The 26,765-nt window shown below is 68.5% G+C and carries 28 protein-coding genes; 9 read left to right on the top strand and 19 right to left on the bottom strand.

The window, feature by feature from the left end:
* The first annotated feature begins 16 nt into the window (after positions 1–16).
* Positions 17–484, top strand: coding sequence for a hypothetical protein (locus tag C7H75_RS12630; RefSeq protein WP_013416032.1), 468 nt, complete (start codon positions 17–19; stop codon positions 482–484).
* Between the two features lie 12 nt (positions 485–496).
* Here C7H75_RS12630 and C7H75_RS12625 read toward each other — a convergent pair whose 3' ends face one another.
* Complete coding sequence (locus tag C7H75_RS12625) at positions 497–1,651, bottom strand: M24 family metallopeptidase (protein ID WP_064058818.1); 1,155 nt, start codon at positions 1,649–1,651, stop codon at positions 497–499.
* A gap of 36 nt (positions 1,652–1,687) precedes the next feature.
* On the opposite strand from C7H75_RS12625, the gene C7H75_RS12620 reads away from it, so the two are divergent.
* Positions 1,688–2,632, top strand: coding sequence for a 5'-3' exonuclease (locus C7H75_RS12620; protein ID WP_037084250.1), 945 nt, complete (start codon positions 1,688–1,690; stop codon positions 2,630–2,632).
* Between the two features lie 15 nt (positions 2,633–2,647).
* Here the strand turns inward: C7H75_RS12620 and C7H75_RS12615 are convergent, their stop codons facing one another.
* From C7H75_RS12615 to pafA, 8 genes are all read right to left on the bottom strand, one after another.
* Positions 2,648–3,364 carry a DUF4333 domain-containing protein gene (locus C7H75_RS12615; protein WP_084955767.1) on the bottom strand — a complete coding sequence of 239 codons (717 nt, stop codon included), beginning with the start codon at positions 3,362–3,364 and terminating at the stop codon, positions 2,648–2,650.
* 195 nt (positions 3,365–3,559) lie between these two features.
* Positions 3,560–3,823: a DUF1876 domain-containing protein gene (locus tag C7H75_RS12610; RefSeq protein WP_013416028.1), complete on the bottom strand. Its 264-nt coding sequence runs from the start codon at positions 3,821–3,823 to the stop codon at positions 3,560–3,562.
* 104 nt (positions 3,824–3,927) lie between these two features.
* Positions 3,928–6,624 carry a DEAD/DEAH box helicase gene (locus C7H75_RS12605; protein WP_022595945.1) on the bottom strand — a complete coding sequence of 899 codons (2,697 nt, stop codon included), beginning with the start codon at positions 6,622–6,624 and terminating at the stop codon, positions 3,928–3,930.
* A complete protein-coding gene (gene tatC / locus C7H75_RS12600; protein WP_005513216.1) occupies positions 6,621–7,574 on the bottom strand; it encodes a twin-arginine translocase subunit TatC in 954 nt (317 codons plus the stop codon). Before tatC ends, C7H75_RS12605 begins: the two co-directional genes overlap by 4 nt.
* Before the next feature lie 70 nt (positions 7,575–7,644).
* Positions 7,645–7,917: a Sec-independent protein translocase subunit TatA gene (gene tatA, locus C7H75_RS12595; RefSeq protein ID WP_005513218.1), complete on the bottom strand. Its 273-nt coding sequence runs from the start codon at positions 7,915–7,917 to the stop codon at positions 7,645–7,647.
* A 229-nt stretch (positions 7,918–8,146) separates the two neighbouring features.
* A complete protein-coding gene (locus tag C7H75_RS12590; RefSeq protein ID WP_106851406.1) occupies positions 8,147–9,130 on the bottom strand; it encodes a helix-turn-helix transcriptional regulator in 984 nt (327 codons plus the stop codon).
* Positions 9,127–10,140, bottom strand: coding sequence for a helix-turn-helix transcriptional regulator (locus C7H75_RS12585; RefSeq protein WP_106851405.1), 1,014 nt, complete (start codon positions 10,138–10,140; stop codon positions 9,127–9,129). The genes C7H75_RS12590 and C7H75_RS12585 overlap by 4 nt, the downstream gene beginning before the upstream one ends.
* 88 nt (positions 10,141–10,228) lie before the next feature.
* Entirely contained in the window at positions 10,229–11,587 is a 1,359-nt protein-coding gene (gene pafA, locus C7H75_RS12580; RefSeq protein WP_005513222.1) for a Pup--protein ligase, read from the bottom strand.
* Between the two features lie 117 nt (positions 11,588–11,704).
* Between pafA and C7H75_RS12575 the strand changes: the two genes are divergently transcribed.
* The gene (locus tag C7H75_RS12575; protein WP_084844137.1) at positions 11,705–13,123 is read left to right on the top strand and encodes a bifunctional phosphatase PAP2/diacylglycerol kinase family protein; all 1,419 of its coding nucleotides are present in this window, start codon (positions 11,705–11,707) and stop codon (positions 13,121–13,123) included.
* Here the strand turns inward: C7H75_RS12575 and prcA are convergent.
* From prcA to C7H75_RS12550, 5 genes are all read right to left on the bottom strand, one after another.
* Positions 13,120–13,914 carry a proteasome subunit alpha gene (gene prcA / locus C7H75_RS12570; RefSeq protein WP_005513225.1) on the bottom strand — a complete coding sequence of 265 codons (795 nt, stop codon included), beginning with the start codon at positions 13,912–13,914 and terminating at the stop codon, positions 13,120–13,122. The genes C7H75_RS12575 and prcA overlap by 4 nt on opposite strands.
* The gene (gene prcB / locus C7H75_RS12565; protein ID WP_226347397.1) at positions 13,911–14,666 is read right to left on the bottom strand and encodes a proteasome subunit beta; all 756 of its coding nucleotides are present in this window, start codon (positions 14,664–14,666) and stop codon (positions 13,911–13,913) included. The genes prcA and prcB overlap by 4 nt, the downstream gene beginning before the upstream one ends.
* A 116-nt stretch (positions 14,667–14,782) precedes the next feature.
* Entirely contained in the window at positions 14,783–14,977 is a 195-nt protein-coding gene (locus tag C7H75_RS12560; protein WP_005513229.1) for a ubiquitin-like protein Pup, read from the bottom strand.
* 131 nt (positions 14,978–15,108) lie between these two features.
* On the bottom strand, positions 15,109–16,608 hold the full coding sequence (dop, locus tag C7H75_RS12555) for a depupylase/deamidase Dop (RefSeq protein ID WP_005513231.1): 1,500 nt from the start codon (positions 16,606–16,608) through the stop codon (positions 15,109–15,111).
* 55 nt (positions 16,609–16,663) lie between these two features.
* Entirely contained in the window at positions 16,664–17,050 is a 387-nt protein-coding gene (locus tag C7H75_RS12550; RefSeq protein ID WP_175271471.1) for a nitroreductase family deazaflavin-dependent oxidoreductase, read from the bottom strand.
* Positions 17,051–17,169: 119 nt separating this feature from the next.
* Here C7H75_RS12550 and C7H75_RS12545 point away from each other — a divergent pair, with 119 nt between their 5' ends.
* From C7H75_RS12545 to C7H75_RS12535, 3 genes are read left to right on the top strand one after another with little or no spacing between them, the layout of a single operon-like run.
* Positions 17,170–17,826, top strand: a complete 657-nt coding sequence (locus C7H75_RS12545) for a HEAT repeat domain-containing protein (protein WP_106852011.1) — start codon at positions 17,170–17,172, stop codon at positions 17,824–17,826.
* Positions 17,827–17,849: 23 nt separating this feature from the next.
* Positions 17,850–18,875 carry a HEAT repeat domain-containing protein gene (locus C7H75_RS12540; protein WP_106851404.1) on the top strand — a complete coding sequence of 342 codons (1,026 nt, stop codon included), beginning with the start codon at positions 17,850–17,852 and terminating at the stop codon, positions 18,873–18,875.
* 33 nt (positions 18,876–18,908) lie between these two features.
* On the top strand, positions 18,909–19,427 hold the full coding sequence (locus C7H75_RS12535) for an NUDIX hydrolase (protein ID WP_106851403.1): 519 nt from the start codon (positions 18,909–18,911) through the stop codon (positions 19,425–19,427).
* Here C7H75_RS12535 and arc read toward each other — a convergent pair.
* Positions 19,424–21,187 (bottom strand): proteasome ATPase, encoded by a 1,764-nt coding sequence (gene arc / locus C7H75_RS12530; RefSeq protein ID WP_005513236.1) that lies wholly within the window; start codon positions 21,185–21,187, stop codon positions 19,424–19,426. The genes C7H75_RS12535 and arc overlap by 4 nt on opposite strands.
* A gap of 196 nt (positions 21,188–21,383) precedes the next feature.
* Between arc and C7H75_RS12525 the strand changes: the two genes are divergently transcribed.
* The gene (locus tag C7H75_RS12525; RefSeq protein ID WP_013416016.1) at positions 21,384–21,869 is read left to right on the top strand and encodes a nuclear transport factor 2 family protein; all 486 of its coding nucleotides are present in this window, start codon (positions 21,384–21,386) and stop codon (positions 21,867–21,869) included.
* A gap of 68 nt (positions 21,870–21,937) precedes the next feature.
* Here C7H75_RS12525 and C7H75_RS12520 read toward each other — a convergent pair whose 3' ends face one another.
* Positions 21,938–22,789 carry a tRNA (adenine-N1)-methyltransferase gene (locus C7H75_RS12520; RefSeq protein ID WP_013416015.1) on the bottom strand — a complete coding sequence of 284 codons (852 nt, stop codon included), beginning with the start codon at positions 22,787–22,789 and terminating at the stop codon, positions 21,938–21,940.
* An 85-nt stretch (positions 22,790–22,874) separates the two neighbouring features.
* Here C7H75_RS12520 and C7H75_RS12515 point away from each other — a divergent pair, with 85 nt between their 5' ends.
* Complete coding sequence (locus C7H75_RS12515; RefSeq protein WP_022595926.1) at positions 22,875–23,762, top strand: RecB family exonuclease; 888 nt, start codon at positions 22,875–22,877, stop codon at positions 23,760–23,762.
* Positions 23,759–24,568: a thioesterase family protein gene (locus C7H75_RS12510; RefSeq protein ID WP_013416013.1), complete on the top strand. Its 810-nt coding sequence runs from the start codon at positions 23,759–23,761 to the stop codon at positions 24,566–24,568. Before C7H75_RS12515 ends, C7H75_RS12510 begins: the two co-directional genes overlap by 4 nt.
* An 89-nt stretch (positions 24,569–24,657) precedes the next feature.
* On the opposite strand, the gene hisG is transcribed toward C7H75_RS12510, so the two are convergent.
* The 3 genes from hisG to C7H75_RS12495 form a co-directional block, all read right to left on the bottom strand.
* The gene (gene hisG, locus C7H75_RS12505) at positions 24,658–25,509 is read right to left on the bottom strand and encodes an ATP phosphoribosyltransferase (RefSeq protein ID WP_005513241.1); all 852 of its coding nucleotides are present in this window, start codon (positions 25,507–25,509) and stop codon (positions 24,658–24,660) included.
* 64 nt (positions 25,510–25,573) lie between these two features.
* Entirely contained in the window at positions 25,574–25,855 is a 282-nt protein-coding gene (locus C7H75_RS12500) for a phosphoribosyl-ATP diphosphatase (RefSeq protein ID WP_172504527.1), read from the bottom strand.
* Between the two features lie 21 nt (positions 25,856–25,876).
* The gene (locus C7H75_RS12495) at positions 25,877–26,764 is read right to left on the bottom strand and encodes a pseudouridine synthase (RefSeq protein WP_064058813.1); all 888 of its coding nucleotides are present in this window, start codon (positions 26,762–26,764) and stop codon (positions 25,877–25,879) included.
* Position 26,765 lies beyond the last annotated feature (1 nt).

Below are 26,765 nucleotides of genomic sequence, written 5' to 3'. Positions count from 1 at the left end.
CCGAACGGGGATGGCCATGACCGATCGACGAACAACCCGATGCATCATCCGATCTGTGGCGGTCGCAGGCGCTGCTCTGGCGGCTGTCGCGGTTCCTGCGACAGCTCAGGCATTGCCACCGCATCCGTTCGGCCCGCCGGCCATGACCATCGGCTGCGCCAACCAGGGCAGCCTGATGTCGCTCACCGGCGCCACGGGACAGACCGGGCCCGAGCAGAATCCGCCGATCGGACCGGGTGAGATCCGGTTCGAGTCGTTCCCGGCGGCGCCCCCGATCCCCGCCGCCGGTCAGGTCACCGTCGCGTGGGTCAACCTCGACACGGGCGCGAGCGGTATGGCGGCTCTCGAGGGCGCCTACCCGTACTACTCGAAGACCGTCTACACCGGTCACGGCAACATCCGGGCCACCGTCTTCGGCACGATCGATCTGTGGAGCCTGCCGCTGTGTCAGTCGAATCCGACGTTCGGCAACTTCATCGTCTGACGGGCGGCCGCCTCAGCCCGGGAGGACCGTCAACTCGTGCGGTCGAAGGTTCATCGACTCGCAGCCGTCCGCGGTGACGACGACGATGTCCTCGATGCGGGCACCCCAGCGGCCCCGAAAGTAGACGCCCGGTTCGATGCTGAACGCCATGCCCGGCTCGAGCACCATCTCGTTGCCGGCGACGATGTACGGCTCCTCGTGTACCGACAGCCCGATACCGTGCCCGGTGCGGTGCACGAACACCTCGCCCAGGCCCGCATCCGCGAGCACGTCCCGGGCGGCGGCGTCCACCGACTCGGCTGTGACGCCGGGACGGACCGCCTCGACGGCAGCGCGCTGGGCCGCCTCGAGGACGGCAACCTGCTCGGCCACCTGTGGATCCGGCTCCCCCAGGACGTACGTGCGGGTCGAATCGGAGTTGTAGCCGGGCTCGACCGGCCCCCCGATGTCGATCACGACGACATCGCCGGATTCGATCACCCGGTCCGAGACCTCGTGATGCGGATCGGCGCCGTGCGGGCCCGATCCGACGATCACGAACGCCGCCTCCGTGTGGCCTTCCGCCAGAATCGCTGCGGTGATGTCGGCGGCAACCTCCCTCTCGGTCCGACCGGGTCGCAGCCACTCGCCCATGCGGGCGTGGACCCGGTCGATCGCGGCACCGGCGCGGCGCAACGCCTCGATCTCGGCGTCGTCCTTGATCATGCGGAGTTCGCGCAGTACCCCGGTCGCAAGGACGGGGACCCCGCCGAAACGCCGCGACAGCGGCACGAGGTGTAGCGCCGGCATAGCGTCGGTGACGGCGACCTGCGGCGTCTCCGGCAGCAGCGACGACACCAACTCGTACGGATCGACGCCGTCCACCCAGTCGTGTACCGGCAGATTCAGTTCGGCGACGGCCGAATCTCCCAGCGACGCCAGCTCGAGCCTCGGCAGCACCACCGACGGCGCGTTCCCGTCCGACGGCACCACCAGGCACGTGAGTCGCTCGAACGAATCTGCGCGGGAACCGATCAGGTACCGCAGGTCCGGACCCGGTGTCACGAGCAGGCCGTCGAGCCCGGCGCGGTGCGCGACCTGCGCGGCTCGGGCCAGACGGTCGGCGTACACCGCCGTCGGGAAGCGGGAGGCGTCGAGGCCGGCGGACGCGGCGCTGTGGGAACTCATGGATCCAGGCTAGTGCCGTTTGGCAGGATGAGGCGCATGAGTGGGCCTTTGCTGCTGTTGGACGGTGCGAGTCTGTGGTTCCGGGCGTTCTACGCCCTACCGGAGTCGATGACCGCGCCGGACGGACGTCCCGTCAACGCCGTCCGCGGTTTCACCGACATGGTGGCCGCCCTGATCACCCGCACGCAGCCCTCCCGTCTGGCGGTCTGCCTCGATCTGGACTGGCGACCGCAGTTCCGGGTCGACGCGGTTCCGTCGTACAAGGCGCATCGGGTGGCGGAGGGGTCCGACGGCTCAGCCGAGGAGGTGCCGGACACGCTCACCCCACAGGTGGACATGATCATGGACGTCCTCGACGCCGCGGGCATCGCGACGGCAGGCGCCGCGGGCCTCGAGGCCGACGACGTGCTGGGAACTCTTGCAGCACAGGAGAAGACCGATACCGTCGTCGTGGTGAGCGGCGACCGCGACCTCCTCCAGGTGGTCGCCGACGACCCGGTCGCGGTTCGGGTGCTGTACGTGGGGCGGGGCCTCGCGAAGGCGGAACTGTTCGGCCCCGAGGAGGTCGCCGCGAAGTACGGGGTCCCGGCCGACCGGGCCGGCGCGGCCTACGCAGAACTCGCCCTACTGCGTGGTGATTCGTCGGACGGACTGCCCGGGGTGAAAGGCGTCGGCGAGAAGACCGCGTCCACGCTCCTGCTGCGCCACGGCTCCCTCCGCGATCTGCGGGCGGCTGCCGCCGATCCCGCCGGCGACGTCGCAAAGGGAATCCGGGCCAAACTGGACGCAGCCGCGGACTATCTCGACGCCGCCCTTCCCGTCGTCCGGGTCGTCACCGACGCCGACGTCCGGCTGTCGCGGCCGGACGTCCTGCCGCGTGTGCCCGCCGACTCGGCGCGACTCGACAAGGTCGCGGCCGAGCTCGGAATCGAGCGTTCGGTCGCCCGTCTGCTCACGGCGATGGCGACCGAACGCTCCTGAAGTACATCGGACCGATCAGCTGGGGCGGCTGACCTCGTACGTGCCCTCGTCGTCGGTGAAGGTGACCTTGACCGACTTCGGTGAACCGTCGACGGTCAGGCTGCACTCGAACGAAGCACCCTTCTCCACCTTCTGACCGGACGGGCAGCTGACGCCGGTGACCGAACGCGCACCGTAGGACTCGGTGACGATCTGCTCGACGCCGCGCTGCGCCGCCTGCTCGTCCAGAGTCTTACCGCCGAGCGCGGAAGTGAGTAACCAGCCGACCAGCGCCACCACCACGACCGCGGCGACACCGATCCCGACCCACAGCATCGTCTTCCCGCCACCCTGCCGCGGGCCCTGCTGCGGTGGTGCCCACTGGTTGCCGGGCTGGCCGAACTGCTGCGGGTACCCCTGGGCCATGCCCTGGTTTCCGGGCCCCCACTGCTGCTGACCCGGAGCACCCCACTGCTGCTGACCGGGATTCTGCTGCGGCCAGCCCTGTGGCGCGGGCCCCCACTGCTGCCCCGGGCCGGGGTTGGGCGCGCCCTGGTGCGGCTGCCCCCAGGCCTGGCTCTGCTGCCACTGTCCCTGTTCGGGCCCCCGGTAGTTGCCGGGACCGTGGACGTCGGCGGGGTACGCGTAGGTGGGGAACTGCTCGGTGGGCGCCGGCGCGCCCGAACCCTCGGCGGCACCACGGTCGGGTGTCCGACCGGTGGTCGATTCGTTCGGTCCGTGCGGGCCGCTCATGTCGTCTCCTCGTGTCCGGTCCGCGGCCATCTGTGCCGCACTGAAATGCCTCGCCGACGCCGGAACTCGTTCCTCGATCCCCCGATCGAATCCCACCCCGGGCGCGAGACGACTGCCACATTACGCAGTACAGGGAGCGACGCGGAACATTGCCCCACGCCGTCCGTGTCTACTGCCGGACCCTCGCGGCCCGCCTCACTGTGTCAGGTGCGCCCTCGCGTGGGTGACCGCCTCGATGTCCCCGACCGTGCTGTCGATCAATTGGTGCGCGAGGTCGGCGAGAGCCCGTGCCGTCGCCAACTCGTCGCCGATCGACGGCACGTTCCGGTCGACCGGATTCCGCCGCGCCAAGCCGACGCCCACGATGGTGGACTCGACCGTGTGCAGGCGGGCCGTCGAGCGGGTCTGCGCATCGTGCTCGTCGATGCTGATGTCCACCGACCAGTTCTTCCCGTCCATCGCCGTTCTCCTCTCGCGGTGCCGACGCCTCGCCCGTGCACGCGCGAGGCACCCCTACGAACCAGTCAACGACGGACACCCGGGAAATACCAGGGCGGCGACGTTCAGGCCGCGGAGATCGCGACGACGCCGCGGCGAATCGACCCGATGGCCCGCGCGGCTGCTTTCGCGACGGCCGGATCGGGTGCTGTCGCGTGAACCTGGTCGAGCAGATCGATCACCTGACGGCACCAACGCACGAAGTCCCCGGCCGCAAGTTCCTTGCCACCCGAACCGGCGGCGACGAGAACGTCGACGAGTGGCTCGTCGTTGGCCCACTGGTAGATCGCGGTGACGAATCCCGAATCCGGTTCTCGGGTGACCGGGAGCTTGTGCCGGATCTCGTCGGCCTGCAGCGAACCCCACACGCGCATTGTCTCGGCGAGCGCCTGCCGCAGCGGCGCGGTCGGGCCCCGATCGGGAGCGTCCGCATCCTGACGGGACTCGTACACGACGGAGGACACGACGCCCGCGAGTTCGGCGGGGGTGAGTCCCTTCCAGGCGCCCCGCCGAAGGCATTCGGCCACCAGAAGATCGCTCTCGCTGTAGATCCGGGCGAGCCGCTGCCCTTCCTCCGTCGCCTTCGGATCCGGACCGGCGGAGATGAAGCCCCGTTCGGTGAGGAGGGCGACGATCCGGTCGAAGGTCCGCGCGAGCGAATTCGTCGTCGCGGCCGACTTCTGACGCAGCGACTCGGTTTCGCGGGCGAGTCGGTTGTACCGTTCCCCGATCCGGCTCAGCTGCTCGCGGTCGGGCCGGGAATGACACGGGTGGTCGCGGAGCGCCTTACGCAGAGCCACGACCTCGCTGTCCTCGCGGCCGGCCTTGCCCCGCTTGGGCCGGCGTGGCGGCACGATGCCGGTGGAGCGAAGCGCCGACGCCAGGTCGCGCCGCACACGCGCCGTGCGGTGATCGACGTGCCTCGGTAGGCGCAGCTTCCCGAGGGAACGCGCGGGGACGGGAAAGTCAGCGGCACTGACCCGGCCCGCCCACTTGTCCTCCGTCAGCACCAGCGGTCGCGGATCGTTGGGGTTCTGATCGGGTTCGAGAACTACTGCGAGCCCCGAGCGCTTACCGACGGGGATCGCGACGACGTCGCCGCGCCGGAGGTCGACCAGCGACGACACCGAAGCACCCCGGCGGTCGGCGCGGCCCTGCCGTTCGAGCATGCGCTCGCGGCTGCGTAGCTGTTCCCGGATCCGGAAGTACTCGAAGTACTCGCCATCCGCACCGCCGAGTTTGTCGCGCAGGTCCGTCAGAGCGGCCTCGTTGCGTTCGATCGATCGGGTCAGGCCCACCACGGACCGGTCGGCCTGGAACTGCGCGAACGACCGCTCGAGCAGCGCCCGCGACTCCACCGCGCCCATCCGGTCGACCAGGTTGATCGACATGTTGTAGCCCGGCCGGAACGAGCTGCGCAGGGGGAATGTGCGCGTCGACGCGAGGCCGGCGACGTCGGTCGGCTCGACGCCGGGCTGCCACAGCACGACGGCGTGTCCCTCGACGTCGATACCGCGCCGTCCGGCACGCCCGGTCAACTGCGTGTACTCGCCCGGCGTGAGCTCCGCGTGCGTGTCCCCGTTGTACTTGACGAGGCGTTCGAGAACGACCGAGCGCGCGGGCATGTTGATGCCGAGTGCCAACGTCTCGGTCGCGAAGACCGCCCGCACCAGACCGTTGACGAACAACTCCTCGACGGTCTCCTTGAACGCCGGCAGCATTCCGGCGTGATGGGCCGCGAATCCCCGTTCCAGGGCCTCCCGCCAGCTCCAGTAGCCGAGCACCTCGAGGTCGGGTCGCGGCAGGTGCCGCGTGTGCTCGTCGATGATCTCGCGGATCCGCGCGGTCTGTTCCGGAGTCGTCAGCCGCAACTTCGAGCGGACGCACTGTGCGAGCGCCGCCTCGCACCCGGCGCGGCTGAAGATGAAGGTGATCGCCGGCAGCAGGCCTTCCTCGTCGAGGCGGGCGATCACCTCGGGCCTCGGCAGCGGACGGAAGTCGTTTGACCGGTAGCCGCCGCGACCGCGCGGCTCCCACGAGTTCATCCGGTCGAGCGCCAGCCTCTGCTTGACGTGCCGCACCAGGTCCGGATCGACGACCACCTGGTGGCTCGCACCTGCGGCGGCCTTCGCGTCGAAGAGATCGAACAGACGCCGGCCCACCAGGATGTGCTGCGACAGCGGAATCGGCCGTGTCTCGTCGACGACGATCGTCGTGTCGCCGCGGACCGTCTCCATCCATGCGCCGAACTCCTCGGCGTTGCTCACGGTTGCAGAGAGGCTCACCAGTCTGACGTCTTCGGGCAGGTGCAGGATCACTTCCTCCCACACCGCGCCGCGGAACCGGTCGGCGAGGTAGTGCACCTCGTCCATCACCACATGCGACAGGCCACGCAAGGTCGGCGAGTCCGCATAGAGCATGTTGCGCAGCACCTCTGTGGTCATGACCACCACGGGCGCGTCGGAGTTGATGCTGGTGTCACCGGTGAGCAGACCCACCGCGTCGCTGCCGTAGCGCGCGGAGAGTTCGTTGAACTTCTGATTGCTCAACGCCTTGATCGGCGTCGTGTAGAAGCACTTGCGGCCGGATTCGAGCGCCAGGTGGACGGCGAACTCGCCGACCACCGTCTTGCCGGCCCCGGTCGGTGCGCACACCAGCACACCGTGGCCCGCCTCCAGTGCGGCGCAAGCTTCGAGCTGGAACGGGTCGAGCGGGAAACTCAGCTGGGAGGTGAAGGACGCGAGTCGATCATTCGTGGTCACAGCGTGTCCGAGTAGTCCTGCGCCGGGGTCTTGGGAGCGGCGGACGCCTGGACCGGTGCGGTGCCCTCGATCGGCGACGGAGCCGTGATCGAAGAGGCGTCCTCGTCGTCGAGGTCACCCCAGTTCTCGGTTTCCCGGCGGGCCTTGCGCTTGTCGTTGAGGCGGGCGATCTGCACTGCCATCTCGAACAGAACGGTCAGTGCGAGCGCGAGAGCCAACATCGAGAACGGATCCTGGCCCGGCGTGGCGACTGCGGCGAACACGAACAGCGCCATGATGAGCCCTCGGCGCCACGCCTTGAGCTTGGAGTACGGCAGCACTCCGACGACGTTGAGCGCGACGATGAGCAGCGGAATCTCGAAACTGACGCCGAAGATGATCAGCAGATTGATCACGAAGCCGAAGTACTGGTTACCGCTCAGCGCGGTGATCTGGACGTTGTCGCCGATCGTCATCAGGAAGTGCAGGGCCTTGGCGACGATCACGTAGGCGAGGACCGCGCCGGCCATGAACAGCACCGATGCGGCGAAGACGAAGCTGATCGCGTACTTGCGTTCCTTCGCGTACAGACCCGGGGTGACGAACCGCCAGATCTGATACAGCCACACCGGGCACGCCAGGACGATTCCGGCTGTCATCGCGACCTTGAAGCGGAGCATGAACTGGTCGAACGGACCGGTGGCGAGCAGTCGACACGCCCCGTCGTTACTCAGATCCGCACGACTCGACGACGGCAGCGAACAGTAGGGACCACGCAGGAGTTCGCCGAGACTCTCGATCCCGAGGATGCGGGTCGAGTACCAGACGAATCCGATGATCGTCGTCACGATGATCGCGGCGACCGCGATCATCAGTCGCGTCCGCAGCTCGTACAGGTGATCGACGAGCGACATCGTGCCGTCTGGATTTGTCCTGCGCCTGCTTCGACGCGGGTCGAACGGAATTCGCACAGTGGGCCCTAGCCTTGATCAGCCGGACACCGGGGTGAGCGTCTCACCCCGGTGTGTTGTGGTACGTGAACTAGGCCGACTTCGGCTCGGTGTGCGACTGCGGCGTCTCCACGACAGTCGCGTCGACCGGCGCCGTCGGAAGCTGACCGGTGGGTGCGGCGGGCGGCTGCGGAGCAGCGTTCTGAGTCTGGTTGCCCTCGTTCTGCATCTCCTTGACCTCGCTCTTGAAGATGCGCAGCGAGCGTCCGAGTCCGCGAGCTGCATCGGGCAGCTTCTTCGAACCGAACAGGATGATGACGACCAGCGCCACAATGGCCCAGTGCCAGGGGCTCATGGCTCCCATAATTACCTCCAGGTATCAGATGCCAACGATGCTACCGGACGTGTGTGCGTCGATCTTGCGGTAAATGTCCAGTTCACCGTGACGTAACAACCAACCGGAGCCACTGCTGCAGAACCAGCATTGCCGTTAACGAAGCAGCAACCCGAAATTACACTTTCCGACGCTCACGCGGTGGCCGAACGGCCGATCGAACGACGCCGACACGATCGGCCACCGACGTAGCGGGACGTCACGTCTCGAGAGCGTCGTACGCCTCCAGCGCCCCACGCGCACGCTGCCGAACCGCCTCTACCAATTCCGGAGGTCCCACCACGCGGGCACCCGACCCGAATCCCAGCACGAGGCGCGCCATCCATTCCTGCGAGCCGTATCGCATCGTCGCCTCGACCGACCGATCCTGCAGCGTGCGAACGGGATCGAGGGGGTAGTTCTCGAGGATCCAACCGTGGTCGGCGGACACCTGCAGCACCGCCTGGGGAAGATCGCCGTCCGGACTGAACAACTCGAGGTGCTCGTCCGTCCCGAGTGCCTGCGCGGGCGGCTGCGACGGCTCGTCCAACTCGACCGCCGCGTCGATCCTGTCGAATCGGAACAGCCGCACACCCTCGGCCTGCCGGCACCACCCCTGCAGGTACGTGTGGTCGTCCAGGAGCAGCGAACGGATCGGATCGACGACGCGTTCGGTGAGCGCGTCACGCGAGGCGGAGTAGTACGTCAGGCGCAGCGCTCGGTCGTGTTGCAGCGCATCCCGGACGGTTGCGGCCACCGGGTTCTCCCGGGTGGCCCGATCGCCGTCTTCCACCGCAGGGTCGTCGCTGCCGGCGCCTTCTCGTCGCGCCGCACTGCCCGCGGCCGATTCGATCTTCGCGATCGCGCTCTGCGCGGCCGACGGGTCGACCATGCCCGGCATTTCGGCGAGCGACCGCAGGGCGATCAGCAGTACCGTCGCCTCGGTCGACGTCAGCCGCAACGGTCGATCGATTCCCGCCGAGAAGATCACCGACACGGTGTCGCCCTCGAAGGACAGGTCGATCAGATCGCCGGGACCGTAGCCGGGAAGCCCGCACACGAACAGTTGCTGCAGGTCCTTCGTCAGATTCGCGACACTCAGGCCGAGGTCCCGGGCTGCAGCCTCCTTGCTGATCCCCGGATTCGCGATGAAGTACGGAACCATGTTCAGCAGTCGCGCCAGCCGCGACAGTCCGGCTGTCATCGGACGTCTCCCCCTTTGTCGGTCGCCGACGTCCCGCCCGCCGCGAACCGCAGCTTCTCCTTGACGTCCGCGCGCAGTGAGTCCGGCGCGAGGACCAGAGCATCCGAACCGTGGCCGGCGATCAGCCTGGCCGTCCAGCCCCACGACCGGACGGGCAGGTCGAGGACCACTCCGGCACGTCCGCCGAGTTCCCGCTCCTCCCGCACGGTTCCGAGCCGTCGCAGCTCGTACGCTCGGCCCGCGGCCACCCACACCGTCGCGGTGCCGGTTGCCGAACCGGCACCGGTGACGGCATCGACGATGCCACGCAGGTCCGCGTCGGCAGGCTTGCGGACGGCGTTCGCCGGGCCCACCGCGGCAACGGGCTCGCTGATCCGCGACAGCCGGAAGGTGCGCGTCGCATCTCGATCGACGTCGTGGCCCACGAGATACCACCGACCGTGCAGGGTCACGACACCCCAGGGTTCGACGGTTCGCTCGATGTATGGATCGGTGGGTGCGCTGCGGTGCCGGAAGGTGACCCTCCGACCGGCGTCGATCGCCTCGAGCAACTGCCGCAGAGCAGACTCCGACCCTCGGGTCCGGGCCGGGACTGCGGCCACCGGGACCGAGTCGACGTCCGCGTCCACCTGGACGCCGGCGGCTCGCAGCTTCATCATCGCGCTCTGCGACGTCGACATCATCTCCGGTGAGCCCCAGAGCCGGGCCGCGACCGCCACCGCGGCTGCCTCGCCGCTGTCGAGATCCACCTCGGGCAGCTCGTACGCCGTGCGATTGATGCGGTATCCCTCGACGGTCGAGAAGCGGTTCGCCGGTCCGGTCTCGAGCGGAATGCCGAGGTCCCGGAGTTCGCTCTTGTCCCGTTCGAACATCCGGTTGAACGCCTCGTCGCTGGGCGAGTCGTGGTAGCCCACGACGCTTTCGCGAATCTTCTCGGCGGTCAGGAACTGTCGGGTCGACAACAGGCAGATGACGAGATTCATCAACCGTTCGACTTTGGTGGTCGCCACTCGGAGAAGAGTAGCGGCCGCAAAGCAGACCGGGCGGTAACAAAACGGTCGTTTCGCCCGCAGCGGACCGGGCGAGCAACCGCGTCGGTCACATCGACGCGATGAGCCGCTCCACCCGCTCGTCGACCGAGCGGAACGGGTCCTTGCAGAGCACGGTCCGCTGTGCCTGATCGTTGAGCTTGAGATGCACCCAGTCGACGGTGAAGTCGCGACCCGCGTCCTGGGCCGCCGCGATGAACTCGCCGCGCAGTTTCGCCCGAGTCGTCTGCGGCGGAGTCTGCACGGCGGCCTCGATGGTCTCGTCCTCGGTTACCCGCTTGGCGAGTCCCTTGCGCTGCAGAAGATCGAACACCCCACGACCACGCTTGATGTCGTGGTAGGCCAGATCGAGCTGGGCGATCTTCGGATCGGCGAGGTCCATGCCGTACTTGTCCTGGTAGCGCTGGAACAGCTTGCGCTTGATCACCCAGTCGATTTCCGTGTCGACCTTCGCGAAATCCTGGCTCTCCACGGCGTCGAGCGTGCGGCCCCACAGATCGACCACCTGGTCCACCTGGGGATCGCGTTCGCGGGTGCGCAGATGATCGACGGCCCGCGAGTAGTACTCCCGCTGAATATCGAGCGCACTGGCCTGCCGCCCGCCTGCCAGCCGGACGGGGCGGCGGCCGGTCAGATCGTGGCTCACCTCACGGATCGCCCGGATGGGGTTGTCCAGCGCGAAATCGCGGAACGGGACCCCGGCTTCGATCATCTCGAGGACCAGCGCCGCGGTACCGACCTTGAGCATCGTGGTGGTCTCGGCCATGTTCGAATCGCCGACGATCACGTGCAGACGTCGGTACTTCTCCGCATCCGCGTGCGGTTCGTCGCGGGTGTTGATGATCGGCCGCGAACGGGTGGTCGCCGACGAGACACCCTCCCAGATGTGCTCCGCGCGCTGCGACAGGCAGAACGTCGCCGCCTTCGGAGTCTGCAGGATCTTGCCGGCGCCGCAGATCAACTGCCGGGTCACCAGGAACGGCAGCAGCACATCCGAGATCCGGGAGAACTCCCCGGCGCGGACCACGAGGAAGTTCTCGTGGCAGCCGTACGAGTTGCCCGCCGAATCGGTGTTGTTCTTGAACAGGTAGATGTCCCCACCGATGCCCTCCTCGGCCAGGCGCTGCTCGGCGTCGACCAGAAGGTCCTCGAGCACGCGTTCGCCCGCGCGGTCGTGGTTCACGAGTTGGAGGAGGCTGTCGCACTCGGCCGTCGCGTACTCGGGATGTGATCCTACATCGAGATACAGCCGGGCACCGTTGCGGAGGAAGACGTTGGAACTGCGGCCCCACGAGACCACCCGCCGGAAGAGGTAGCGGGCAACCTCGTCCGGACTCAGCCGTCGATGACCGTGAAAGGTGCAGGTGACACCGAACTCGGTCTCAATTCCCATGATTCGTCGCTGCACACTTCGACAGTACAGCGCCGAGCGCGTTTGCCTTGCCGTTCGCGAACAGCCTCGCGGCCCTAGGGTGGGAACGTGGCCGAAGTGAGATGTTTCCCCGAACGTACCGACCGGATACTCATGCGTCTGAGCGCCGATCTACCGCCCTCGGGGTTCGATGGCGGGCTGCGGACACTGAGCAACGCCGCGAACCACAGCGTCCTCTGGATGGGTGTCGCGGCAGGCATGGGACTGGCCGGTGGCCGCGCCCGGCGCGCCGCGGTCCGCGGCGTCCTCGCGGTGGCCGGTGCCAGCGCGCTGTCGAACGCGGTCCTCAAGCCCGTCTTCCCGAGACGCCGCCCGCCCGCCGGCACCCCGGAGTTCACGGTTCGACGCGGACTGCCCGCGCCGCGCTCGTCGTCGTTCCCGTCCGGCCACTCCGCATCCGCGGCCGCATTCGCCACCGCCGTCGCGCTCGAATACCCCGCCGCCGGCGTTGCGCTCGCACCGCTCGCCGCGGCAGTCGCGTACTCGCGCGTGCACACCGGCGTGCACTGGCCGTCCGACATCGCGGTCGGTGCCGGTGTCGGCGCCGCAGTCGCCCTCGCTACGAGGCGATGGTGGGCAGTGCGGGACGAGGAGCCCGCGACGCTGGGACCGGATCGCACGACGCAGGCGCTGGTCGAGGGCGACGGCATGGTCGTGTTCGTCAACCCCGGGTCCGGCAGCGACGACGACGCCGTCCGTACCGAGGTCGAGCAGGCGCTGCCCAAGGCTCGGATCGTCGAGTTCGACGGTGACCGGGACTTCGCCGCCCAGATCGACGAGATCGTCGCCGCGCGCTCCCCGAAGGCGCTGGGGGTCTGCGGAGGCGACGGCACGGTGGTGACCGTGGCCGCAGCCGCCGTCCGCCACGACCTTCCGCTCGCGGTCTTTCCGGGCGGCACGCTGAACCACTTCGCTCGGGACGCCGGTGTCGGCGACGTCGCATCGACCGCGGCCGCGATAGCCGACGGCAGCGCCGAACTGGTGGATCTCGGCCGGATCCGGGTGGACGGCGGCGAGGAGGCCACGTTCGTGAACACCGCGAGCCTGGGCGGCTACCCGGACTCGGTGCGACTGCGTGAGCGCTGGCAGCCCCGGCTGGGCAAGTGGCCGGCGGCCGCTCTCGCCATGGCCAGGGTGCTCAAGTCCGCGCAGCCGCTGAAGGTCACCATCGACGGCGCCGAGCACGCGATCTGGATGCTCTTCGTCGGGAACGGCCGCTACACTCCGTCCGACCAGGTACCGATGTCGCGACCGGAGATCCACCGCGGCACCCTCGACGTGCGGTATCTGCTTGCCGACCACCGGTTCTCCCGGATCAGGCTCGTTGCCGCCGCGCTCACCGGCACACTCGGCACCTCACCGACGTACGCGCACCGCAATGCACCCTCGGTGTCCATCGAGATCGACGGCGACCCGGTCGCGTTGGCGACCGACGGCGAGGTGGTCGCCGACGGTCGCCGTTTCGAGTTCCGCAGTGAGCCCCGGCGCGTGGTGCTCTACCGCCGGCTCTAGTCGGACCCGGTGGTGTTCCCGGTATCGGGGGCACCGCCGGCCTCGCCGCCTTCCGCGGACTCCTGCTTCGGCGCGGACGGTGCCGGCAACAGTGGTTCGAGCGCGGCCCCCGCGATGCGACGGAAGGTGCGGCGCGGCCGGGACTGATCCAGCACGGCAACCTCGAGGCCCGTGACCCCGAGCGCTCGACGTTCGGAATCGCCGTTGCCGGAGGGAGTCCCGTCCCGCAGTGCGGTCACCGCGACCGACACGGCCTCGGCCAGATCCATTCCCGGGCGGTACGACTCACGCAGAGCCGACGCGATCGGCTCGGTGGTGCCGCCCATCACGACGAACTGCTGCTCGTCGACGATCGAACCGTCGTAGGTGATCCGGTAGAGCTGGGCGTGCCGCGGCCCTTCCTGCGGGCCGACCTCGGCCACACAGATTTCCACCTCGTACGGCTTGGGCTGCTCGGTGAAGATCGTCCCGAGCGTCTGGGCGTAGCCGTTCGCCAGCGACCGGCCGGTCACGTCGCGGCGGTCGTACGAGTAGCCACGCATGTCCGCGTGCACGATGCCCGCGCGGCGCAGGTTCTCGAACTCGTTGTACTTGCCCACCGCGGCGAAGCCCAGGCGGTCGTACAGCTCGCTGACCTTGTGCAGCGCCGTGGACGGGTTCTCCGCGACGAACAGGACGCCGTCGGCGTAGGTCAGCACGATGACGCTGCGACCGCGCGCGATTCCCTTGCGCGCCAACTCCGAGCGATCGCGCATGATCTGCTCGGCTGAGGCGTAGTACGGCAGCGTCATCGCGGGGTGCGTCCTTCCTCGGTGCGGCCGGCGACGACTGTGCGCGCCAGTTCGGCGGTCCGCTCGGCGGGCACGTTCACCGCGCCGGCCGAGGTGATGGACACCGCCGTCGGATAGATCGAGCGCACCAGGTCGGGTCCACCGGTGGCGGAATCGTCGTCGGCGGCGTCGTAGAGCGCCTCGATCGCCATCCGCAGGGCCGAGTCCTCGTCGGCGCCTTCGCGGTACAGCTTCTTGAGCGATGACTTCGCGAACAGCGATCCGGATCCGACGGCGTGGTAGCCGGCCCGCTCCTCGTACCGTCCACCCACGACGTCGTACGACACGATCCGGCCCGCCCGTTCGGGGTCGGGCGCGTCCAGGTCGAAACCGACGAGCAGCGGCACCACCGCGAGGCCCTGCATCGCGGCACCGAGGTTGCCGCGCACCATCGACGACAACCGGTTGGCCTTGCCGTCGAACGTCAGCTGGACGCCCTCGATCTTCTCGTAGTGCTCGAGTTCGACGGCGAACAACCGGACCAGCTCGATCGCCACCCCGGCGGTGCCGGCGATGCCCGCTGCGGAGTAGTCGTCGGTGACGAATACCTTCTCGACGTCGCGGCTCGCGATGAGATTGCCCATGGTGGCGCGCCGGTCGCCGGCGATGACGACACCGCCCGCGAACGTCAATGCGACGATCGTCGTGCCATGGGGCGCGACGTCACCGTCCGGGCCGTTGCCGTTCATGTCGATTCGATTGCCGGGCAGCATTTCCGGCGCGTGGAGACGCAGGTACTCGGTGAACGAGGACAGGTTCGAGGCGAACCCCGATCCGAGTCCGGCACCGAGGCCGCCGACGGTCGACGGCACCCCTGCACGACCCGCCGTCACTGGCCGCCCTTCTGGACGTACGCACGCACGAAGTCCTCGGCGTTCTCCTCGAGCACGTCGTCGATCTCGTCGAGCAGATCGTCGGTGTCCTCCGCGAGCTTCTCACGCCGTTCCTGCCCGGCTGCGCCCTCGCCGATCGGGGCATCGTCGTCGTCGCCACCACCAGCGCGCTTGGTCTGCTCCTGGGCCATAGCCACCGACCTCCTCTTCACCTCGGACCTGCCGGAGCAACCCTCCGGCCGTCCGTACTGCTCGGACCCTAACCCTACCGACCGACAGTGACCGTGGGGCGGCAAGCACGCGGCGCGATTTGCCGGTGTGATCAGTTCGTAAGCTGCTCCACCAGCTCAGCGGCCGAATCCACCGAGTCGAGGAGCTTCCCGACGTGGGCGCGACTGCCCCGCAGCGGCTCGAGTGTCGGGATCCGTACGAGCGATTCGCCGCCGAGATCGAAGATCACCGAATCCCAGCTGGCCGCGGCGATGTCGGCACCGAAGCGGCGCAGGCATTCGCCGCGGAAGAACGCGCGGGTATCGGTCGGCGGGTTGTGTACCGCGTCGAGCACCTGCTGTTCGGAGACCAGGCGCTCCATGGACCCACGCGCGACCAAGCGGTTGTACAGGCCCTTCTCGAGTCGCACGTCGGAGTACTGCAGGTCGATCATGTGCAGCCGAGGCGCCGACCACGCCAGCCCCTCGCGACTGCGGAATCCCTCGAGCAGACGCAGTTTCGCCGGCCAGTCCAGCAGGTGTGCACATTCCATGGGGTCGCGTTCGAGCAAGTCCAGCACCATGGCCCACTTGTCGATGATGTCGGCCGCGCGAGGATCGTCGTCGCCCTCGCGATCGACATGCTTGGCGACGCGATCGAGGTAGATCCGCTGCAGGGCGAGTCCGGTGAGCTCACGTCCGTCCGCCAGTGCCACGGTGGCCCGCAGTGTCGGGTCGTGGCTGATGTGGTGGACCGCCGTGACGGGTCGCGCGAGTTGCAGATCGGTGAGATCGACTCCGGCCTCGATGAGGTCGAGCACCAGAGCCGTCGTACCGACCTTGAGGTACGTCGACATCTCCGCCAGATTCGCGTCGCCGATGATCACGTGCAGTCGGCGGTACTTGTCGGCGTCCGCGTGCGGTTCGTCGCGGGTGTTGATGATGCCCCGCTTGAGCGTCGTCTCGAGGCCCACCTCCACCTCGATGTAGTCGGCGCGCTGCGACAGCTGGAACCCGGCTTCGTCCCCGGACTGGCCGATACCGACGCGTCCCGAGCCGCAGATCACCTGCCGGGACGCGAAGAACGGTGACAGCCCCGCGATCACCGCGGAGAAGGGCGTCTCCCGGGACATCAGGTAGTTCTCATGCGTCCCGTACGACGCGCCCTTGCCGTCGACGTTGTTCTTGTAGAGCTGCAGTCGGGGCGCCCCGGGAACGCTCGACGCGTGCCGGGCCGCAGCTTCCATCACCCGCTCACCCGCCTTGTCCCAGATGACGGCATCGAGCGGGTCGGTGACCTCGGGGGCCGAGTACTCGGGATGCGCGTGATCGACGTAGAGACGCGCACCGTTGGTGAGGATCATGTTGGCCGCACCCACCTCGTCCGCGTCGATCACCGGCGCGGGGCCGTTGAGTCGTCCGAGGTCGAATCCACGTGCGTCCCGTAGCGGTGACTCGACCTCGTAGTCCCATCGCGTGCGCTTGGCGCGCGGCACGCCGGCCGCCGCCGCATACGCCAGGACCGCCTGCGTGGAGGTCAGAATCGGGTTCGCCGAAGGCTCTCCGGGCGATGAGATGCCGTACTCGACCTCGATACCGATGATCCGCTGCATGGCACGAGCCTAGATCGTCAGACGCCTCCGCATCCGGACGACGGCATCGAGATCGTCATCGGGACTCGTCGATCCGGCACTGGAGGTACGTGTCCGCACCGATTCGGCGCAGCACGGCCGCCACCGGACCCGGTGCCCATCGCGCGCCCGGATCCTTCTCGACACGAGGATCGACGAGATGCACAGTGCGTCCCCGAACGGTGGCGTCGCACTCCCCCGCCTCGAGCACATTGCGAACCCAGTCGCTGCCGGAACCGTAGGTCAGGGCGAATCGATAGCCGTTTCCGATCCGAAACGCGTTGACGGGGGTCGTGTACGGCCGGCCCGAGCGTCTGCCGCGGTGATGCATCAGCGCGAAGCCGGGAATTCGTCCGGCGATGTGGACCACGACCCGGTTGAGTCCCACCCGATTGGCCCGCGCGAGTGAACGTGGAAGGGGCACGGCGTCACCACCTCTCGTCCACGCCAGCGTATCCCCACTTCGCGGAGCCTCCGAGACGTAGCCGCTTGACCCTGACACAGTGAGAAGGACTCGAATGGACGGCGAAGGAGGTGGTCGTCGTGAACACCACGAACCACGGCGGGCCGTTTGCCCGCATCGTCCGCGCCCTGGCCGCGCCCGGACCCTCGGATCGGCTGCGGACGGCACTCGCTGTCGGCACGGACGCGGATCCGGCCTCTGCGGAGGCACTTGTCGCGCGCTGCGGCGTCGAACCGGACTTCTTCGTCCGCGACATGCTGACCTGGGCGCTGTGCCGTCTCCCTGCGGAAGTGACGGTGCCGCTGCTCATCGACGAGCTCGGCTCCGACATCACGCAGGCACGCAGTCAGGCGCTGCACACGCTGTCCAAGATCGGGGACACGCGCGCGTGGCCGGCGGTACGGACCTTGCTGCACGATCGTCACGACGACGTGGCACGCAGCGCGTGGCGGGCCGCGGTCGCGGTGGTGCCGCCCGGCGCCGAGCCCGACCTCGCCGCGGATCTCGCGACCGAACTCGGGCGCGGTGATCGGGATCGGCAGCTCAGTCTGAGCCGCGCGCTGGTCGCGCTGGGCGACGACGTCCTGCCGGCACTCGACGTGGCGGCCGCGCACGCCGATCCGTACGTTCGAGCGCACGCCCAGGCTACGCAGCGTCTCCACCTCGATCCGGACAGCGGGTTCACCGTGTCGGTCGAGCTCGCGAGGCGCGTCGCGGCGACCGGACCGGATGCATAGAGACGCACGGAGCAGGAGCAGTCATGTTGATCGGTGAGGTCTCCCGGCGTTCGGGGGTCAGTGCTCGCATGCTGCGTCACTACGACGCCCTGGGGCTGGTCACCCCCACCGGGCGCACCTCGGGTGGTTACCGCGAGTACTCCCCCGACGACATCCGGCGGCTCTTCCACGTCGAAAGTCTGCGGACGCTGGGGCTGTCGCTCGAGGATACGAAACGGGCACTGGACGAGCCCGAGTTCGCACCGTCCACTCTCGTGGGAGACCTCATCCGCCACACCCGCCGGCGGATCGCCGCCGAACAGGAACTGCTCGCCAAACTCGAGCGGGTCGACGATGCCGGACCCACGCTGTGGGACGACGTGCTGCGCGTCGTCGGTCTGCTGCACGCCCTCGACTCCGAGTCGGCAGGCCGCCGGCAACAGGCCGTCCTGTCCCAGGACCCGGAGGCCGCGCTGCCGGTCGCAGCACTGGTCGAAGCGGCGCTGGCGGAGGAGAACCCGAATGTGGCGGGGGCGCTACAGTGGTCGCTGGCGCGTGCCGCCGATCGGGGACTTCCCGAACTCGCCGCCGCGCTCGACTCGGCGTCGGTCGAGATCCGTCGGCGCGCCACCGCCGCGATCGCGTCGGTTCGGACACCCGAGGCGACCGCACTCCTCAGACGGGTGCTCGACGATCCGGACACCTCGATCCGCGAGCGGGCCGCACTGTCCCTGGGCTCGCTCGGCGACACCGAGGCCATCCCGACTCTCATGACGATGATCGTCGACGGGCGGTCGGACGTCGAGGCCGCGGAGGTGCTGGGCCGGCTGGCGGCGAGCACCCCGGATCCCGACCACGTCGCCCGGCTGGTGCACGACACGCTCGACGACTCCGACGACCCGCCCACGCGCCTGCGAATCACGCAGGCGCTGGCCGAGATTCCCGGCGAAACTGCCCGGGAGATCCTCGTCCGGCTCGGCGCCGACCAGGACCGGACCGTTGCCGGGACCGCTGCGGTGATCCTGGGTCTGCGCGACCGCGACAGCGGGCGACGTCGACGTCCGCTCTGACAGCACCGCGGCGCGCGGTGCGACGATGATGGCATGGACGAGGTCGTCGCCGTATACGACGCGCAGGGTGAACCGGTCGGCACCGCGCCCCGGTCGCGGGTGTACGCGGAAGGGCTGTGGCATGCCAGCGCCGGCGTGCTGCTCCGCTCGCTCGACGGCTCCCGCATCTACGTTCATCGGCGGACGCCCCAGAAGGCTGTGTTCGGGGGCATGCACGACTGCCTGGCCGGCGGCGTCGTCGACCCGGGAGAGACACCCGAGCAGACGGCGCGGCGCGAGCTCTTCGAAGAACTGGGCGTCACCGAGGTCGAACTGTCCCCGATCTCGCGGATCGCGTGGGACGGGACGTGGAACGGTGCGCCGCTGCGGTGCCACCTGTTCGCGTTCGAGGCCCGCTACCACGGGCCGCTGCGCCTTCAACCCAGCGAGGTCACCGACGGCTGGTGGTGGACCGAACGAGAACTGCAGGCACACCTGCAGGACCCGACGTGGCCGTTCGTTCCGGACACGCGGGTCCTGCTGGCCGATTACCTCGGCGGTGGCGGGGTCTAGAGGTACTGACCCGTGTTCGACTCGGTGTCGATGGCCCGGCTGGCGCTGGCGTTCTTCCCGGTGACCAGCGTGCGGATGTAGACGATCCGCTCGCCCTTCTTGCCCGAGATCCTTGCCCAGTCGTCCGGGTTGGTCGTGTTCGGCAGGTCCTCGTTCTCCGAGAACTCGTCGACGATCGAATCGAACACGTGCTGCACTCGTAGGCCGGGCGACCCGGTCTCGAGCACGGACTTGATCGCGTACTTCTTGGAACGGTCCACGATGTTCTGGATCATGGCGCCGGAGTTGAAGTCCTTGAAGAACAGGACCTCCTTGTCGCCGTTCGCGTAGGTGACCTCCAGGAAGCGGTTGTCGTCGCTCTCCGCGTACATCCGGTCCACGACCCGCTCGATCATCGCCTTGACGCAGGCCGCCCGATCGCCGTTGAACTCCGCGAGATCGTCGGCGTGCAGGGGCAGCGTCTCGGTGAGGTACTTCGAGAAGATGTCCTGAGCGGACTCGGCGTCGGGACGCTCGATCTTGATCTTCACGTCGAGCCGCCCGGGCCGCAGGATCGCGGGGTCGATCATGTCCTCGCGGTTGGACGCACCGATCACGATGACGTTCTCGAGTCCCTCGACGCCGTCGATCTCGCTGAGCAGCTGCGGGACGACGGTCGTCTCGACGTCCGACGACACACCCGACCCGCGGGTACGGAAGATCGAGTCCATCTCGTCGAAGAACACGATCACCGGCGTGCCCTCGGACGCCTTCTCCCGGGCGCGCTGGAAGATCATCCGGATGTGCCGCTCGGTCTCACCGACGAACTTGTTGAGCAGCTCGGGGCCCTTGATGTTGAGGAAGTAGGACTTGGCCTCCTTGCTGTCCTCCCCGCGGGCCTCCGCGATCTTCTTGGCGAGCGAGTTGGCGACCGCTTTCGCGATGAGTGTCTTACCGCAGCCCGGCGGGCCGTACAGCAGCACACCCTTGGGCGGGCGGAGCGCGTACTCGTGGAACAGATCCTTGTGGAGGAACGGCAGCTCGACCGCGTCACGGATCTGCTCGATCTGCCGACCGAGGCCGCCGATGTCGTTGTAACCGACGTCCGGCACCTCTTCGAGCACCAAGTCCTCGACCTCGGCCTTGGGGATGCGCTCGAACGCGTACCCGGCCTTCGTGTCGACCAGGAGGGAATCTCCGGGACGCAGGCGGCGCGACGGGGAATCCGGGTCCTTGACGTCGTCCTCCTCGGCGATCTCCGCGAGAGGGGCAGCGAGCCACACGACCCGCTCCTCGTCTGCGTGTCCCACCACCAACGCACGCTGTCCGTCGTCGAGAACCTCACGCAGAGCACAGATCTCACCGACGCTCTCGAACCTCGTGGCCTCGACGATCGTGAGCGCCTCGTTGAGGCGCACCGTCTGGCCCATCCGGAGCGTGTCCGTCTCGACGTTCGGGGAACACGTCAGGCGCATCTTGCGTCCCGACGTGAAGACGTCGACGGTCTGATCCTCGTGAACGGCGAGCAGCACCCCGTAGCCGCTGGGCGGCTGGCCGAGCCTGTCGACCTCCTCGCGGAGAGCGATGAGCTGCTGCCGGGCCTCCTTGAGGGTGTCCATCAGTTTGCCGTTGCGGACGGTGAGCGAATCCACGCGGGATTCGAGTTCGCGCAACTGCTCGGGTGATTCCGCGAGTTGCCTGCGGAGCGCCGAGATCTCTGCCCGCAGCGCATCGAGCTCACGTGCCGCGGCAACCGGGTCCGGATTCTCAGTCGGGTTCATGTGCAGCTCCTCCCAGTCCGATCCATCAACGCTACCGGCAGCGCGAGCAAAGCGGGGTGTGACACGACCTCGAACCGTTCCGAGACACAGCCGCCGACGAACCGTGACGCCCACGGAAGCCCTGGTGACCCATGTTAGCCTTACCTTTCTAAAGGCCGGTCGCGCCCGATCGTGCCCCGAACCGAAAGGCCTCACGGTGTTCATCCGCAAATCCCTCGTCGCCGCCGGCGTGCTGGTCGCCGCCCTCGGAATGACTGCGTGCAGCTCGGACGATTCGTCGGACACGACCTCCTCCAGCACCACGGCAGCCGCCTCGGCCACGACCACGACAGCCTCGGGATCCACGGTGGCTGCGCCGTCCACGGAGGTACTGCAGGAGGAACTCACCACGTTCTTCGACCCCGCCGCCCCTGTCGAGCAGAAGACCGCGGTGATCGAGAACGGTGACCAGCGTGCGGACGTCATCGCCCAGCTGAACGGGGTCCTCGCGGGCTACCCGCTGACGGCGACGGTCGGCGAGGTTGCGGTCGAGGGTGACACCGTCGTGGCCACCACGCAGATCGCCGGCCCGCACGGCGGCGCTCCCGTGCCCGTCACCTTCGTCCAGAAGGACGGCAAGTGGCTGATCTCCGACGCGAGCACGTGCGAGATCCTCGGCATGGGCCGTCTGTCCTGCTCCTGACCCACCCGGCACACCGGAGGGCCTGTCCGCGAACCGCGTGACAGGCCCTCCGTCGTCGTCCGGGGCGTTCAGCCCTTGCTGGGTCGGCGCTGTGGCTTGGGGGTCACGGTGCCCTCGGCGAGCCGACGGGCCGTGACCAGGAACGCGGTGTGCCCCTGCATCCGGTGTTCCGGGCGGACCGCGAGCCCCACGACGTGCCACCCACGCACCATCGACTCCCACGACCGCGGTTCGGTCCAGCACTCCTGCTCGCGCATCGCCTCGACCACCTTCGACAGCTGCGTCGTGGTGGCCACGTAGACGACCAGGACACCGCCGGGGACCAGCGCCTTCGACACGGCCGGCAGCACGTCCCACGGCGCCAGCATGTCCAACACGACGCGGTCGACCTTGCCGTCGACGTCGGCCTCGTACTCGGCGAGGTCGGCGATCGTCAGATCCCAGTTCTCGGGGCGTCCGCCGAAGAACGTCTCGACGTTGCGGACGGCGTGCTCGGCGTGATCCTCACGCACCTCGTACGACGTCACCCGCCCGGTGGGTCCGACGGCGCGCAGCAACGAGCAGGTCAGCGCACCGGAACCCGCCCCCGCCTCGAGGACCCGGGCGCCGGGGAAGATGTCGCCCTCGTGCACGATCTGCGCCGCGTCCTTGGGATAGATCACCTGCGCGCCCCGAGGCATCGAGAGCACGTAGTCGGTGAGCAACGGCCGCAACGCCAGGTACGGGGTGCCGTTGGTCGAGGTGACGACGGTGCCCTCGTCCGTGCCGATCAGCGCGTCGTGCAGGATCCCACCACGATGCGTGTGGAACTCCTTGCCGGGTTCCAGGACCACCGTGTACTTGCGCCCCTTGGCATCGGTGAGTTGGACGCGATCACCGACCTGAAACGGTCCGCTACGTCCCAGTCCGCCTGATGCCATCTCGTGCCCACTCCTGTCGTCGACCGTGCCCGACACCGTGTCGGACCCAGCGCATAGCCTGCCAGGTGTGACCACGAGCGTTCCGATGCACCCTGCCCCCGCTACCGACGGCGCCGGGCGGGCGGACGAGTCGGGACGCCCGCGGCGACTCGCGCTCTCACCCTCGCGGGCGGGCGATTTCAAGCAATGTCCACTGCTGTACCGCTTCCGGGCCATCGATCGGCTTCCCGAGACACCGTCGAAGGCACAGGTGAAGGGCACCGTCGTGCATGCCGCGCTCGAGGCCCTGTTCGCGTTGCCTGCCGGTGAACGCGTGGCCGACCGGGCAAAGGAACTCGTCGAGCCTGCCTGGGATCGGGTACTCGCCGACTCCCCCGAACTCGCCGAACTCATCGGGCCCGCGGACCGAGGGCAGTTCCTGACCGACGCGCGGCGGCTGATCGCGAACTACTACCGGCTGGAGGATCCGACGCGCTTCGATCCGGAGGCGTGCGAACTCCGGGTCGAGACCGAGCTCGACGACGGAGTCCTGCTGCGCGGATTCGTCGACCGCGTCGATGTGTCCCCCACCGGCCTGGTCCGCGTCGTCGACTACAAGACGGGGCGGGCGCCGTGGGAGCTGAGCGAGTCCAAGGCCCTGTTCCAGATGAAGTTCTACGCCCTGGTGCTGCTGCGGACGCGGGGCGTCGTCCCGGCCCGGCTGCAACTGTTGTATCTCGGCGACGGGCAGACCCTCACCTACGACCCCGTCGAGGACGAGCTGCTGCGATTCGAGCGGACGCTGTCGGCGATCTGGCAGGCGATCTCCGAAGCGGGCACCACGGGGGACTTCCGCCCCAATCCGGGCCGATTGTGTGACTGGTGCGACCATAGGTCTCGTTGCCCGGCCTTCGGTGGAACACCGCCCCCGTATCCGGGTTGGCCGGACGTCCCTTCGGAGGGGAGTTCGGAGTTCGAGGAGATAGTCGATTGAGCGATCTGGCCTACTACGTACCGCTCGAGAGCGTGGAGGACGGCGTCGAGAGGTTCGCGTCCACACCTCTGACCGCGAGCACCTGGGCCGACACCATGCAGCACGGGGCTCCGCCGTCGGCGTTGCTGGTCCGCGCGCTCGAGCGTTGCGACGCCCGGCCGGACACCCGCCTCACCCGAGTGGTCGTCGAGATCCTCGGCCCGGTGCCGATCAGCGACATCGAGGTGCGCTCGTGGGTCGAGCGGCCGGGCCGGCGGGTCGAGTTGGTGGTCGCCGAGCTGTGGGCTGCCGGGCCCGACGGTACGGCCCGCGCGGTCGCCCGCGGCACCGGGTGGCGGATGGAGACCGTCGACACCGCTGCGGTGGCGCACACGGCCGACGCCCCGTTGCGTCCGGTGTCCGAGGGCCACGAGCTCCCCATGGACGGGCCGTTCTGGGGTTCGGGGTTCGTCACGAGCCTGGACTGGCGCTGGTTGAAGGAGATCGGCTGCGAGGGTCCCGGCCAGGTGTGGGCACGCCCCAATCCCGTTCTCGTCGAGGGTGAGTCGCTGAGCCCGATCCAACGACTCTTCTCGGTGGTCGACGTCTCCAACGGCGTCGGCGCCAAGATCCATCCGAGTGAGTGGACCTTCCTCAACACCGATCTGACGGTGCACCTGTTCCGGGTGCCGGACGGCGAGTGGATCGGGCTGTCGTCCGAGACGTCGTACGGCCCGGACGGGGTCGGCATGTGCGCCGGGGTCGTCTACGACGAGACGGGGGCCGTCGGCCGGATCAACCAGACGGTCCAGGTCCGGGCCCGCTAGCGGCTTCACCCGCCCCGCCGGCTTCGGACACAGACGGCGGTGACTCCCCGAGGGGAATCACCGCCGTCGACGTGTTCGAGAGTGCCGTGTCAGAAGGCGCGGCAGGACCGGATGTCGGAGGCGAGGATCGCCTTCGCCCCGAGATCGGCCAGCCGGTCCATGACCGCGTTGTGTCCCTTGCGCGGCACCATGGCCCGCACCGCAACCCAGTTCTCGTCCGCGAGCGGCGAGAGGGTCGGCGACTCGAGCCCCGGCGTGACCTTGACGGCCTCGTCGAGCGCCGTCTTGGGGCAGTCGTAGTCGAGCATCAGGTACTGCTGCGCGAACACGACACCCTGCACGCGGGCGATCAGCTGGTTGCGAGCCTTGTCGGTCCGGTCCGAACCCTGACGCTCGATCAGCACGCCCTCGGAGTCGCACAGCGACTCGCCGAAGGCGACGAGGTTGTGCTGACGCAGCGTCCGCCCGGACCCGACGACGTCGGCGATGGCATCGGCGACGCCGAGCTGGATCGAGATCTCCACGGCGCCGTCGAGACGGATGACGGTGGCCTCCAGGCCGCGGGCGGCCAGGTCGGTGCGCACGAGGTTCGGGTACGACGTGGCGATGCGCAGACCGGCGAGGTCCTCGACACTCCAGTCCTTGCCCGCCGGTGCGGCGTACCGGAACGTGGAACCACCGAAACCGAGTGCGAGACGCTCGTCCACGGGCGCACCGGAGTCGCGTGCCAGGTCGCGGCCGGTGATGCCGAGATCCAGCTCGCCGGAACCGACGTAGATCGCAATGTCCTTGGGCCGCAGGAAGAAGAACTCGACGTTGTTGGTGGGATCGAGGACGGTCAGGTCACGAGAATCGGTACGGCGACGGTAGCCGGCCTCGGTCAGGATCTGGCTCGCGGACTCGGAGAGCGATCCCTTGTTGGGTACTGCGACGCGCAGCATGTGGGGTGGTCCTTCCGGGGATGGGTATCAGGAACCCAGGGGTGTCAGTGGCTCGGTGCGGCGATCACAGATGTCGGTACACGTCTTCGAGCTTGAGTCCCTTACCCACCATCAGAACCTGGACCCAGTAGAGCAGCTGAGAAATTTCCTCGGCGAGTGCCTCGTCGGTCTCGTGTTCGGCGGCGATCCAGACCTCACCGGCCTCCTCGAGCACCTTCTTGCCCTGCGCATGGACACCTGCGTCCAGCGCGGCAACGGTGCCGGATCCCTCGGGGCGGGAGGCGGCGCGCTCGGTCAGCTCGGCGAACAGGGATTCGAAGGTCTTCACGGGTATCGATTGTCTCACGAGGCGACGAGCCGCCCGCACTCAGTACTCCAGGACCCGCCGGCTCTCGAACCGCCTGCTCTCGCCGGTGACCGGATCGTCGAATTCGAGGCTCCGCGCGAGAAGCCGCAGCGGGTCGGTGAAGTCGTCGCGATCGCGGCGTCGGAACTGCGGATAGAAGTTGTCGCCCACGATCGGCGCGCCTATCGCGTTCAGGTGCAGCCTCAACTGGTGGGTGCGGCCGGTCCTCGGGTGCAGCCGGTACCGCGCGAGGTCACCGCGGCGCTCGACCAGCTCGATCAGCGTCTCCGAATTCGGTTCTCCTGCTTCCTCGTACGCGGTGAGTTCGCCGTGCACCTTCACGATCCGGCTGCGCACGGTGCGTGGGAACTCGATGTCGCCGCGGTACGGCGCGATCGCCTCGTACACCTTGCGCACGCGTCGGCGCTCGAACATCTCCTGGTACGGGCGGCGCAGGCTGGGATCGGCAGTGCACAGCAGCACCCCCGCCGTCATCCGGTCCAGGCGGTGCACCGGGACCAGGTCCGGTAGGCCCAGGTCGCGCCGCAGACGCACGACGACCGTCTCCCGGATGTGTGCGCCGCGCGGAATCGTCGACAGGAAATGCGGCTTGTCGACGACGACCAGGCCGCCTACGTGATGCAGGACGTCGATGTCGAACGGCACCGGCACCTCCGGTGCCGGCTCCCGGTAGAAGTACACGAACCGGGTGGGCTGGTAGCCGGTCCCGTGGTCGACGACCCGCCCGTGTTCGTCGACCACCTCGCGGGCCGCGATCCGTCCCGCCCAGTCCTCATCGGGATGATGCGTGGTCAGGAACTCGACGATCGTGCGCGCGACCGCAGCCGCGGGCATGCGGATCCGGTCCGGACCGAGACCGTCCCGCACCGGCAGTGGGGCGCGTGCCATC

It is taken from the genome of Rhodococcus (subgen. Prescottella) equi, assembly GCF_003013675.1.
Lineage (GTDB): Bacteria > Actinomycetota > Actinomycetes > Mycobacteriales > Mycobacteriaceae > Prescottella > Prescottella equi.
Note: the sequence above shows the minus strand (reverse complement) of the source record. Positions and strands in the feature narration are given on the sequence as shown.